The following is a 12989-nucleotide window of genomic DNA, read 5'->3' on the forward strand; positions in this document are numbered from 1 at the left end:
TGAAACAACTTCAAACACTTTTTTTCGTTTTAATAGAATTAAAGCCATAAAAAAATAGATGCTCTTTACTTTTTAGTAATTTGCGCATCTATTCTTCATTCATTGTTAAAGTGTGAATTAAGATTTAATTAAATTCTCTAATCGATCAATGGATTGGACTAAGATTTCTAGTAAAAATTGGATTTCCTGTTCTGATATCGTTAAAGGTGGTGCTAATGTTAAAACATTATTAAAGCCCGCTACGGTTGCACCATTTTTCCCAATAATTAATCCTTTCTCAAAGCAATAAGAAATGACTTCATTCACATAGGGCACATCTAAAGGTGTTTTTAATTTTTTATCACTTACAAGCTCAATACCAATTAATAACCCCTTTCCTCTTATATGACCAACATAAGGGGTATGAAGTAGCCGCTGCTTTAATATTTGCAAAATTTGTTTTCCAGATTTGTGAGAACGTTGGTAAAGCTTTTCTTGCTCTAATATGTTCAAATTTTCGAGTGCTACAGCACAGGATGCTGGATGTCCCCCAAAGGTTGTAATATGACGAAAATAATCATACAACTCGCCTCCTTTGAATTGGTCATAAATTTCCTTTTTCACAGCTGTAGCCGCTAAAGGTAAATAACCACTCGTGATCCCTTTAGCCATCGTTATGATATCAGGCTGAATTCCATAATTCATAAAGCCGAATGGTTTACCAGTACGACCAAATCCACAAATCACTTCATCTAATATGAGTAAGACTCCGTTTTCACGGCAAATTTCTTCAACTGCTTTTAAATAATCTTCAGGAGGAAGTAATATACCTCCTCCTGAAATAATAGGCTCCATGATAACCGCAGCTACAGTTTCCTTCATTTCCCAAGTAATGGCCTCTTCGATCGCCTTCGTTTCTCTCCGTTCACGAGGATTAATCGTTTCTTGAAGAGGATGTCGATATAAATCTGGCGGCATTACATGAATAAAGCCTGTTGCAAGAGGTTCAAACTTATACTTTCTTTCTGCTTGGCCTGTTGCTGCCAAAGTTGCTAACGTATTTCCATGATAAGAGCGATAGCGGGAGAGAATTTTATACCTTGTTGATTGACCAATTTGATGATAATATTGTCTCGCAATTTTAATTGCTGTCTCGTTAGCCTCAGAACCACTGTTAGAAAAGAAAATGACATATTGACCATCCAGCATATTATTTAATTTTTCCGCAAGTTCGATAGCAGGTGAATGACTTTGGGTTAATGGAAAGTAAGCTAACTCTTCCATTTGCTTTTTGGCTACTTCTGCTAGTTCTTTTCTCCCGTATCCAATATTCACGCACCAAAGCCCCGACATAGCATCTAAATACTTCCGATTTTTGGAGTCTGTTATCCATACTCCCTCAGCCCTTTTGACAATGATCGTTCTTTCAGGATGATACGGTTTCATTGAATGCCATACATATTCTCGATCCTTTTCTAATAAATCGTCATGATGTTCTGCCATTGTTTCACCTCCATATTTAAAAAGAAATTCCTTTCTTTCATTTTATGAGGCGAAAAAGACTTTCATGTAATGTACATTTTTTAAGACCGAGAGCTACCCCCTTGTGATTTTTGCCCGGCGCTCCATTAAATTTAATCCTACCCCCATAAAAAGAGCACTCATACCAAAAAGGATTGAAATCGGTAAAAGAAATTCATGGAAGGACCAATCATAAATGGTAGCTCCTTTTAGTATCTCTACTCCATAGGTCATTGGAATAAAGTTTGATATAAATAACAAGATGTCGGAAGTTACGATGTCCAAAGGCCAATAAGCACCACCTAGCATGGCCATACTAACCGAAACAATTGGAATAACTCCATTTAATTGCTTCGAATTTGAAACGAGTCCACTTAGTAATACCCCTAAAGAAACCGTTGCTAAGAGATACGGAATAACAGCAATGAGTAGATGATAAAATCCACCATAAAACTCCAGTTGAAATCCATAATAAAAAATACAATAAATAATCATTAATTGGCCATAACCCAATATGAAGCTGAAAAGTAAATGACCTAAGAAAAGACTTGATTTGGTCGTAGGAGATAAAATAATTCGGTCCCAAACCCCTGACTCTCTTTGCTCTAATATCGATTGCACAGAAAACATAACGGTATAAAAGACAAAAAATAAACTAAAACCAAATAAGGAATGTAAAGAATGATCATAATTTCTAACTTCTTCATTTGAATAAGAACTAAACGACACCTCAAAAAGATTGTTAGAAGACTGTTCGTTAGGTTGTTTGTTTACAAAATAGGAGGTTAGTTCTCTTTCTAATAGCCCTTGAAACTTCGATTCTCTGGAAACAAAAAGTTTATAACGCTTTTCACCTAATTCAATAGCCATTTCATAGCTTTGATTCGTCAAGCCTGCCTCAATTGCAGAACGATCAAGATGACTATAATGAAACATCTTACTTTCATTCAAGCTCTTAAGCTCCTCAATTAATTCTGATTCTGACAAGCTCTCCGAATAAACCGGAATGGTTTGATGAGTTGATTGCCCTGAAAAGCCAATAATGATGGCAAATACAATCGTTAAAACGATCATACCAATGACTGAAAAAGGTTTTTTGAGAAGCTGACGCCACTCTCCCCATAAAATCGACCTCATTTAGCATCCCCCCTATTCTTGAATATAAAATAGGTCAATACGATACACCCAAAACAGAAAACGGATGTGAGAAATACTAAATGATAAAAATCCGTAAAATCGCCACCAGTCATCGCTAGAAAGTATCCATTCATAGCTGCTCCATTCGGTGTAAAACGCCCCAATTCAGCAATCACTGGTGAAAAACTATATAAAGAACCGAAGCTACCACCAAATATAGCAAGAATAGCGACAAAAAATGAATTGAACAAATTCGTTAATTGATAGGAATTTGCCACAAAGCTTGCCATTGATAACACACTAGTGATCCCACCAATCATCAGGCATAGGCACGCTGTTACTAAAAGAAAGAACCATATATTATCCCACACTACATCATAAGCTAAATAACAAAAAATAAAGACTAGACTTAATTGTAGAAAAGAGATGATGCTGCTTGACAGCCACTTTGTAGAAATATAAAGATACATTGGAACATTCGTTATCATTAGCCGTGATAATATGTGAGAGCGTTTCTCAGCTAATGTATAATTAGAAATAAAAGCTGATCCATATAAAACAAACATAACGGCCATTCCTACAGAATAATAATCAAAAGATGAGATTAATCTTTCACTTAATACGATCTCTTCTTTGAGATGTTCACCCTCATTGACAAAACGAGAGTTCGCCGCCTCATTTACGGCATCTGTCCTTTCACTGAAGGCTAAATTGATTTCCTCCATTATCCCTTCAAAAATTCCTTTGACCACTTCTAATTCAAAAGCATTTTGCTCATTTATAGATATTGATAAAACCGGAATATCTCCTTCGTGAAAAAGAATAGAATTCCATGTTTCTTGACGATAACCTTCTTCTATTAATACAACCCCATTATATGCCTCTTTATCTTCTACAAGATCTACCTTCTCAAAAGTAACCCCTTCAAAATGTTTCTCTAATACATTTTGAATCATTTCAGGAATAGTGAAGGAGCTTGCGGCCTCCATGATTGTCTGGATATCCTGCTCTTCTAAACCTTTCTTCATTAACAAATACTCATATTCTACTAAGGCGTCTTCTAATGTTTCCTCTTCTATATAGGCTATTGTCAGGTCTAAATTTTTATTAAATTGGAAGTTACCTAATGAAAAACCTAGTATTGTAATGAGTAATAACGGCATGGCAATTAAAATGAGCAGCTCGATCCGATCATATAAAAACAATTTCAGATCTTTTTTAATTAGTCCTAATAACATTGTTCAGCCCCCTAATCTCTCAATTTTCTTCCAGTTAAATGAAGAAAAACATCTTCAAGAGTTGGAGACTTGATTTCAAGAGCCTGAATACGCGCTCCTACCTGAGAGGCTTCACCACTTAAAAATTCAAAATAATGATTAGCCTTTGGAGCAATTATTTTATAATCTACTTCCGATAATTGAGTAACCTGTAAAGGTGATATTTGTTCTAACCGGTTGAATAGTTTAGCATTAGGTTTCATAAGCTTCATTTCAATTGTCTGTTCTGTAGATAAGAGAGCTTTTAATTCAGAAATGGTACCTGATGCAATTAAATCACCATGGTCCATAATATAAACACGGTCACATACTAATTCAACTTCTTCCATATAATGACTCGTATATATGACCGTCATATTTTCTTCACGCTGAAGCTTTCGGACTAACTCTAAAATATAATTTCTTGATTGAGGATCAATTCCGACGGTTGGCTCATCCATAATAAGTAACTCAGGCTGATGTAATAAGGCAACAGCAATATTTAACCGTCTTTTCATTCCACCTGAAAAGGCTTTAACCTGTTCTTTTTTCCTATCTGTTAAGCCAACTAATTTTAAAACTTCATCCACTCGTTTGATCAGGACCTGCTGCTGAATTTTGTATAGCTTACCGAAAAACATTAAATTATCTAATGCAGAAAGCTCTGCATAAAGAGCGATATCCTGTGGAACGACACCGACTATTTTTCTAAGAGGTTTAGGGTTTTTAACCACATTTTCTCCAAATAACCGGACTTCTCCACCTGTTGGTTTTAGAAGGGATGAAATAATGGAAATCGCTGTCGATTTCCCCGCTCCGTTTGGTCCTAAAAGTCCAATCGATTCTCCTTTTTCTAGAAAAAGATTCATATTTTTAATCGCTTTAGTTTTTTTATAATCCTTTTTTAAATCAATGACTTCAAGCATATGCTACTACTCCCTCCGATCATTCTTAACTTCACTTATCATAAAGGATTTTAAGCAGCGCATACACTATAAGAAGTCATTAAAATTCAATTTCAATATGACTTTAGTCATTTTTTTGAAACAACCTTTTTATATTCTAAAAATGAGTAAGCAAATAATAGGATAGAAAGAATATGGTAAAAGCAACATCGGAAACAGCTCTATATAGGGGTAGCTTTGAACGCCTTAGGTTTACAAAGCTTTTATTATGAATAGAGTGATAAAGATCTACTACGACTACAAGCCCTAGCACATATAAAATCCACACATGCTCGTATAAAATATAAGCTAATATATAAAGAATCCAGCTTGTAAGTATAGAAAAGGAAAGACTCAGTATCGTTACTGTGAAGCTCTTCGTATTAACCTCAATTTCTTCCTCACTCTCTATGGATTGAAGGCCTTCCTTTATATTACGGTAATCCATAATATAACCTACCCTTATCCAAAAAATTAAGATACAGTACAGAATAATGGTTACATCCTGATTGAAAATATATTCCAACTCTCTCCCCCCATTTCCATAAACTAATTAAACCAGCCTCTATTTAATTCGCACCGATTCTTTAAAGCGGTCTGCCATCCATTCTTTTAAACTAGATTTTAACGATTGATTTTTTTGTAAAACTAATATCCGCCAGTAAAGAGGAGGATGGAGCATAAATTGAAATTCTAAAAATCGAAATAACCAGCCTGAGCGCTCCAAAGAAGGGAATGGCTCTTTTTCCTTTTTATTTTTTTCCTCATCTGTCTCCTCTACATACAATAAAGATTGCTCTATTGCTTCATCTTGAGCCTTACCAAGTGTTTCAAGACTTTCTGCCATTTGCTTATGTCCACCAGGAATAGTCATACTAGCTAATCGATCGGCTCGAACCTCCATCCATTGTGAATAAAATGATTGATACACCGGAAACAACCAAATAATCAAAAATATTCCAATAAACATCATAATAGGATATTCCTCTGACCAATTTGTATACTCTAGTATTGGATACATAATGGCCACTATCAGTAATATATAAGGGATACGGAGTAATTGACTAAACAAAACATCTCTTTTCTTTACATGGATAGCCTCATGAGCGAGAATTCCGACGATTGCATCAGTTGGCAATTTTAACGTTTCAGAGGTTAGCGTTATCATTGAACGTCCGATACCCATCCCAGCTGCAAACCCATTATAATCTTTCGTATCGGTCTCATATAACGTTATATGTGGTAAATTTAAGCGTTCAAATATTTGATGGGCAGCATTTAGAACGTTTTGATTTTTTACCTCACTAGCATCGGTCGCTATTTTTAAAATAACGTCGGAGAAGTACATATTGATGAACCAAACGATAATAATCGTAAAAGTAATGATTAAATAATGAGCTTCTATCAAATATAAACCTAGAAATATTCCGATATAAAGAGAAATTCCCTTTATAGCTGCTGCAAAGTAAAGCTTACCTGCCAACCGCTTCAAATTAGAAGGGTGAAAAAGCGGCATCACTTTGTTTGTGATGAGACTTTCTTCACCAAATTTCGGTAAAAACTCTTGGAACTTCTCTACATACTTGTTATTGACGTATAGAGATTCTCCTGGGAAATCTAAGCGAATGACGGTACCGCTCCCAGTAATAAAATCAGTTCCCTTTGTAAAGATGGTAAAGAGGGGATGAATTCGTAATAAGTCAACGCCACTATACTTTGAAATAGCCTCTAATTCTACTAAAGGATATTTTCTGGAATCAAATGTAGAAATAATAAAAAACTCATGAGTATCTGTCCAATAAAATTGTGTCGAAGAAGCGATGAAAAAGGATTTAAATGTTTCTATTAAACTATGAATAATAAATAATAAAGAAAGGAATTTTAGCACACTAGTCTCTGGTCCCCAGATATAAAAAGCTATCGCACCGCTTAATACAATCAGAGTTAATAGCGATTCATAAGTGAATTTCCGATAATTTACTGGAAAGGACCATTCTTCATAGGATAGAGTCTCTAGTTCTCTCTTTCTTTTATTAGCCCTTCTTCTGCCCTCAATAATCGTAGATAAACTTGAATAAGTGACGGCTGCAATAGAAAATGGAATAAATAAATCAGGAATTCCTAAATCGATATAAATAAAAGCTAAAAAGGCAAGTATACTAATCGTCAGAAAAACATTTCCCGCTTTTTCATTTTTCTGCCTCACAACTGCTTCTACTATTACAACAACAATTGTTAGAAGCATATAAAAAAGTAGCATGGGTGCACTTGGTAGCATTACATATCCTCTTTCTATAATTAATAAGATATAAATTGATTTTCAAATTCTAACAATTCTTCAATTTCTATCGTAGGATTATCAGACATTAAAGTATAGCTAAAGTCTCCTTCTTCCCACATTATCCAATTCAATTCTGGTATTACATAGGCCTTCGTATCTCGAAAGATGATCTGCTCTGCTCCCGGAAAATAATCAAATTCCTCCTCTTTCTCTTCATTGTCTATTGGGTTAACAAATAGGCTAATATAGGCAATAGAGTCTCTACTATAAATAAACGAAATATCTACTAACTCTTCAAATTGACTTATTTCTATATCACTTAATGTTACAAGCTCTTCACTTAATAATAGAAAATCCTTACCGAGAAATTCCTTTGCCTCATCTAAAGTAATACTCTCTGGTTTAAACCCCTCCTCTAAATCCTCAATCACCATATGCTCGGGAATCGGGATAAAAAAGTCATCTTCATCGAAGGAAGGTTCCAATTGTAGCTCTTCATATTCAGTGGTGCTAACCATTTCGCCAGTTTTACTATAAAATTTCAAAATCATATTCATTTCTTGGTCGACCCACAATACCATCTCATCAAACAAAGAGTTTGTACCTAAATTCTTTATTTGTAATTGATCAGTCATTCTCCCTACTATCTCCTCTTCCCCAACCACTTCAAGCTCTACTTCTTCTTCAGTAAAAGTTGAAAGAAAATCTATGATAAAATCAAGCTGATTAGACAGGTCAAGGCCAGGCAATTCTCCTTCTGTTTGAAAGGCTTCCTCCAGCTCTTCTGAATAAAAGGTTAAGATTTTATCTTTATACATAGAATAGGCTTTATAACCAGTTGTAACATCAGTACTTTCTACATATCTTAAATCGGGCCCTGCCACTTTTTCTTCCATAATCGTTTCGATCGTCAAGTCATCGTAATGTTCCGTAAGGCGTGATACTCCATAATAAGATTGAAAGGTTGTACTATCTGATACTAGGTTATGAATAATCTCCTCCGGTGTAGTAGCAGCTTGTGCCTGACAGCCCACTAATAGGAGCAATAACATACTAAATAAAAATAATATTTTTTTCATCATCACTTTTCCTCTCTTTCTGGGATACGACAAGCAATTAAGGTTCCGTAATTCTTGTCCGAATATAACTGTAAATCGCCGTTTTGTTTTTCTATTAATAATTTTGCGATACTTAGTCCAAGTCCAGAAGACCCTTTAGTTCTCGCCTGATCGATTTGATAAAAAGGCTTCAATACTAAATGAATTTGATCGGATGGAATAAAGGATCCTTGATTTTGCACCAGTATAACCGTATCATTTTCACGGAATTGTTCCATTTTTTCAGTAAAAGGTTTAAAAACCCAATCTGGTAGCTGATGCTCTGATGAAATAGCAGCTAAAGATAGATTTTGTCCCGCAAGAGTATGTCTGACACCATTTTCAACAAGGTTGTCCATGATTCGAATCATTTGTTTCGGATCAAGACGATACAATTTTTTCGTTTCAATACTCGTGTTGATTTGAATGTTTTGATTTTGTGCTAACTCTTCATAGCCTTGCAAAAGCATTTCGAAAAACTCTTCTCCATCAACTTCTACTAATTCTGTTTGGTAATTGGTTGATTGGATAGAAGAATAAATCGACAAATCATTAATGAGCTGTTGCATATAATGAAGCTTTTTAATGACAATTTCTTTATATTCTTCCTTTTCAAGCTCTGTTAAATAATTTTCTTTCCAAAGAGCTTCAGAATAGGACCTAACCACTGTCAATGGAGTTTTCAAGTCATGGGATAACGAGCTCACCATCCACTCTTTCTCTCTTTGCTCATGCTTTACCAATTCTTGTTGCTGTGTAATTTCCTTCTTCATTTCATTAAAATGCTTTTGTAATTGTGTAATTTCTTTTGCCGCTTTAAGGGGAGCTGATTGAATATTTTTCCCTTTTGCAAAGAAATTCATTTCCAGCTCTAATTGGCTTAATGGAGCATTTAACCTTTTGTGTAGAAGGTATAGCACCGATAAATAAATCCCAATAAAAATCAACATAAACAAAACAACGTAAAAGGAACTATTTCTCTGATATACTTCACTCCAGCCCGAATGAAGAATGTTCATCTCATAAACTCCTAGCACTTCACCTTTGACTATAGCGATATCCTTATATTGAAAGCCTCTAGTATTAGATTGGAGCTCGCCGATTTTTCGATAAAGATTGGGATCATTACTGAATTGATAATAGGATTTCATTCCACTTTGATGGGACTGGTAAAGAATAAGGCCATCTGAGCGATAAACAGATAAAACGACATCCGCATCTATAAAATCATGAAGAGGTTCATAGGACAAATCTGGATTTAATGTAAACCATTTAGGGTCTTCAATGACCTTTTGAAATTCTTCCACTTCTTGAAGAACCTCACTTTCAATCTGGCTATTTTTCTCCTGCCAGTAATACTGTGAACTTGTGTAAATAAAGTAGAGAGCTAATAAAGGAAGAAGCATCACAATAAAATAGCTGAACATTAAATAATTTTTCAGCTTCATCGCTTTTCGACTCCAATGAATTGGTAACCAATACCCCATTCTGTTTCGATAAATTTAGGTGCTCGCGAAGTTTCCTTTAATTTCGTTCTTAGACTTTTTAAATGGACGGTAACCGTTTTTCCACCATCTAGCTCTTGTTCAAACCATACCTGCTCATAAATTTCACTTTTTGAAAAAGTTTTAAAAGGATTTTTAGCAAGTAAAAAGAATATCCCCTTCTCTTTGGCTGTTAGACTAATTCTAGAGCTTTTTAGATAGACCAGCTCATTCTCAAAATCAACTTTTAATCCACCTACATATTCAGTAGTAAGTATCTGTACTTCTTTATTTTGATACCGTCTAAAACGCCGCAATTGAGAGTCGATCCGAGCTAATAACTCATCTAAACTAAAAGGCTTCGTAATATAATCATCCGCTCCAACCTTTAAGCCTTCTATTTTTTCTTGTTCTTCGGCCTTTGCACTGATAATTAATAAGGGAATATCAGAAACATTTCGAAGCGAGCGAATCAAGGTAATTCCATCAAGTTCTGGTAGCATCAAATCAATTAGTGCTAAATCGTAATCATCTTTTTTAAAATCCTCTAAACCCTCATGTCCCGTAGTTGCCCAAGTAATCTGAAAGTTATTTTTTCGTAAATGGTCACATATAATCCGAGCAATTTCCGGATCATCTTCAACAAGTAAAATCGTGGCGTTCGACATCCTTTTCCCTCCTAATACTAATACCATTTTACCTCGTTTCTTTTTGGGGTTTAATCTTTTAATAAATTCTTTACTTTTACTAAACTAAACAACAACCAGGCAAAAATAAATGTAATCTTTTTTTTAATGAATCCATTCCATCATTCCTATCTTTTAATGAAAACCGATCGATTAGGTTTTGATTTTCACTTTAGGTAGATGCTTTCCCAAGGGCTTGTCTTCAGCTAACTCCGACGGCGCAGAGCTTCGTCAGAGTGGATCTTCACACGGCGCTCATCCTTTGAGAATCACTACCTACCGTTACAATCTACGAGTGAATTTTTATATTAGAGGTTCGGCTACGTTCATTTATAAAACAATGATGAAATGACTCAAATATATAAATCATGAAAAACAAAGAATGGGATTATAAAATCAAGTGTAGAGAACTTGTTTGAGGAATAAAAAAAGGAAGAAGGCTTTCGTTGTAATAACGTAGCACTTCTTTGTGGTTTTCTTATTTTTCACCTTTATTTGTCAGAGCTAGTCAATTGATGCTTGAGGGCAAAAATCGCTATTTGTGTTCGATCTCGTAAATGTAATTTCATTAAAATTTGACTAATATGGTTTTTCACGGTCCCAGTGGACAAGTACAGTTCTTCTGAAATTTCTTGATTATTTTTGCCATTCCCAATTAATCGTATAATCGAAAGCTCTCTTTCCGAAAGGTTGTCAGGTTTGGGTAAAGCTTTCTGTTCCTGACTTAATAAAGTTGGGACTACCTTTGCAGCAACTTGTTCATCTAAGGCTAAGCCCCCCTCTATAGCTTTTTTTATAGAATAGAGCAATCGATAGCGGTCAGCGTCCTTTAACAAATACCCAACCGCACCAAGCTTAAGAGCCTCTAAGGCGTATTCATCATCCGCAAAGGTAGTTAGGATTAATATTTTAACGTTAGGGTCTAATTTCTTTAACCTTCTAGTTGCTTCTAATCCATCCATCTCTGGCATTCTAATATCCATCACTACTAAATCCACATGATGGCTTTCATATAATAAAAGGGCTTCTTTTCCATTTTCCGCTTCTGCAATAATCACATTTTCTTCTGTATACTCAATCATCATCTTTAAACCTTGTCGAACCAGCATCTGGTCTTCAACCAGTAAAATTTTCTTCATATGTAAACTCCTTAGCACTAATATTCCTCTTTTTGAATGGGGAAAAAAGCGGCTAGAACAAAACAGTCATCTGTTTTTTCTACAGTAAATCTGCCTTTTAACATTTTGACTCGCTGTTGCAATTGTGATAAACCAAAACCCATCTGATACTCTTTATCCTTCGTATAATGCTTATTTTTCATAGTTAGTGAAAAGCCTCGTTCACCAATGATTTCAAAAATGATTTCTACTTCTCTTGATTGACCATGCCTCATTGCATTCGTTAGTCCTTCTTGTACAATTCGATAGATGACGATCATATGCTCAGTAGATAAAGCAGCAGAAAGCACCCCTGACCGTGTCGTCAAATCAACTCGAACATGACTCTCAGCCTCTAGGCGACGAATTAATTGTAGAACAGATCCAAATCCCTGAATATTTTCATTTTGTAAAGCATGAACTGAAGAGCGCATTTTTTCTAAGCTATCTGTTGCTAAATTTTTTGCTTGCTCCAAATCGCTGTCTTCTAAAAAACTCTTCTCATTTTTTATTTTTAACATTTCAAGCTGCATCGTTAAAGCGGTTAATTGATGTCCAACTGTATCATGTATATCTCGGGCAATTCTTGTGCGCTCTGAAGCCCTTGTATCAATTTCTTGATTTTGAAATTGTCTTTTCAGCTTTCTATGTGAAAGAAGAAGTTGATTGTATTCATCCTCCAAGGATATTCTTTTCTCTCTTTCTTGATCACTTTTCCAAAAAGAATAAAATAGAAAAAGTAGCATCAATACGTGGACAACTAAAAACATCCAATTTAAATTCATTAAAATTGGAATGAGCGATACGATCATGATACTAACAAGTTGTCTAAACGATTCCGAGAAGGTTTTATTAAAAAAAAGCAGTAATAAATAAATGAAGCTAAAACTAAATAGATTTTCAGATAATAAAACAAGCTGAAAGCCAGCTGTCAAAATAGCTAATGATAACAGAAGAATTTGAGGCTTTTTCAAGATTTGAACGACACTAAAGCCTGTAAGCATAACTCCTACCCACAGCCAAAATAGCGGTTCAGCAACCAACGTACCCTTCTCAAATAATATAAATAATATAACGATACATCCTAAAAAAATGGCTTGCATATTTTACCTCAATAAATTCAAAATTCAATTTTTTTATAACAATCGAATTCATTTCATCATTCATATCTTATAATGAAAACCGACCAATTAGGTGTTTGATTTTCACTTTAGGTAGATGCTTTCCCAAGGGCTTGTCGTCAGAGTGGATCTTCAAACGGCGCTCATCCTTTGGGAGTCACAACCACCGTTACAATCAACAAGTTCATTCTCAAACATTCAAGACATATTGGGTTTTATTCACTTATAAAGTAATGATGAAATTCACTCAAGCAACGATATTTATTTTATTTTACCATTTTCAGAAAGATATTTGGGATTCTTTATTGCCCGTATATTATTAAGCT

General features: G+C 34.9%; 11 protein-coding genes. All 11 read right to left on the bottom strand.

Features of this window, described 5'->3' with window-relative positions; genetic code table 11:
- Positions 1–117: 117 nt before the first annotated feature.
- The 11 genes from AZF04_RS18255 to AZF04_RS18305 all read right to left on the bottom strand — a co-directional run bounded on the left by AZF04_RS18255 (position 118) and on the right by AZF04_RS18305 (position 12645).
- Positions 118–1482, bottom strand: coding sequence for an aspartate aminotransferase family protein (locus AZF04_RS18255; RefSeq protein ID WP_061949996.1), 1365 nt, complete (start codon positions 1480–1482; stop codon positions 118–120).
- A gap of 93 nt (positions 1483–1575) precedes the next feature.
- On the bottom strand, positions 1576–2637 hold the full coding sequence (locus tag AZF04_RS18260; RefSeq protein ID WP_061949997.1) for an ABC transporter permease: 1062 nt from the start codon (positions 2635–2637) through the stop codon (positions 1576–1578).
- Positions 2634–3875, bottom strand: a complete 1242-nt coding sequence (locus AZF04_RS18265; protein WP_061949998.1) for an ABC transporter permease — start codon at positions 3873–3875, stop codon at positions 2634–2636. Before AZF04_RS18265 ends, AZF04_RS18260 begins: the two co-directional genes overlap by 4 nt.
- Positions 3876–3886: 11 nt before the next feature.
- Positions 3887–4819, bottom strand: a complete 933-nt coding sequence (locus AZF04_RS18270; RefSeq protein ID WP_061949999.1) for an ABC transporter ATP-binding protein — start codon at positions 4817–4819, stop codon at positions 3887–3889.
- A gap of 136 nt (positions 4820–4955) precedes the next feature.
- Positions 4956–5363 (bottom strand): hypothetical protein, encoded by a 408-nt coding sequence (locus AZF04_RS18275; RefSeq protein WP_061950000.1) that lies wholly within the window; start codon positions 5361–5363, stop codon positions 4956–4958.
- Positions 5364–5402: 39 nt separating this feature from the next.
- On the bottom strand, positions 5403–7115 hold the full coding sequence (locus AZF04_RS18280) for a M56 family metallopeptidase (RefSeq protein WP_061950001.1): 1713 nt from the start codon (positions 7113–7115) through the stop codon (positions 5403–5405).
- Between the two features lie 20 nt (positions 7116–7135).
- Positions 7136–8200: a LolA-like protein gene (locus tag AZF04_RS18285; RefSeq protein ID WP_061950002.1), complete on the bottom strand. Its 1065-nt coding sequence runs from the start codon at positions 8198–8200 to the stop codon at positions 7136–7138.
- Positions 8200–9663 carry a sensor histidine kinase gene (locus tag AZF04_RS18290; RefSeq protein WP_061950003.1) on the bottom strand — a complete coding sequence of 488 codons (1464 nt, stop codon included), beginning with the start codon at positions 9661–9663 and terminating at the stop codon, positions 8200–8202. The genes AZF04_RS18285 and AZF04_RS18290 overlap by 1 nt, the downstream gene beginning before the upstream one ends.
- Entirely contained in the window at positions 9660–10367 is a 708-nt protein-coding gene (locus AZF04_RS18295) for a response regulator transcription factor (protein WP_061950004.1), read from the bottom strand. The genes AZF04_RS18290 and AZF04_RS18295 overlap by 4 nt, the downstream gene beginning before the upstream one ends.
- Positions 10368–10876: 509 nt before the next feature.
- Complete coding sequence (locus AZF04_RS18300) at positions 10877–11524, bottom strand: response regulator (RefSeq protein ID WP_061950005.1); 648 nt, start codon at positions 11522–11524, stop codon at positions 10877–10879.
- A gap of 17 nt (positions 11525–11541) precedes the next feature.
- Positions 11542–12645: a sensor histidine kinase gene (locus AZF04_RS18305; RefSeq protein ID WP_061950006.1), complete on the bottom strand. Its 1104-nt coding sequence runs from the start codon at positions 12643–12645 to the stop codon at positions 11542–11544.
- Positions 12646–12989 lie beyond the last annotated feature (344 nt).

This window comes from Alkalihalobacillus trypoxylicola (assembly GCF_001590785.1).
GTDB classification, from domain to species: Bacteria; Bacillota; Bacilli; order Bacillales; family Bacillaceae_D; genus Alkalihalobacillus; species Alkalihalobacillus trypoxylicola.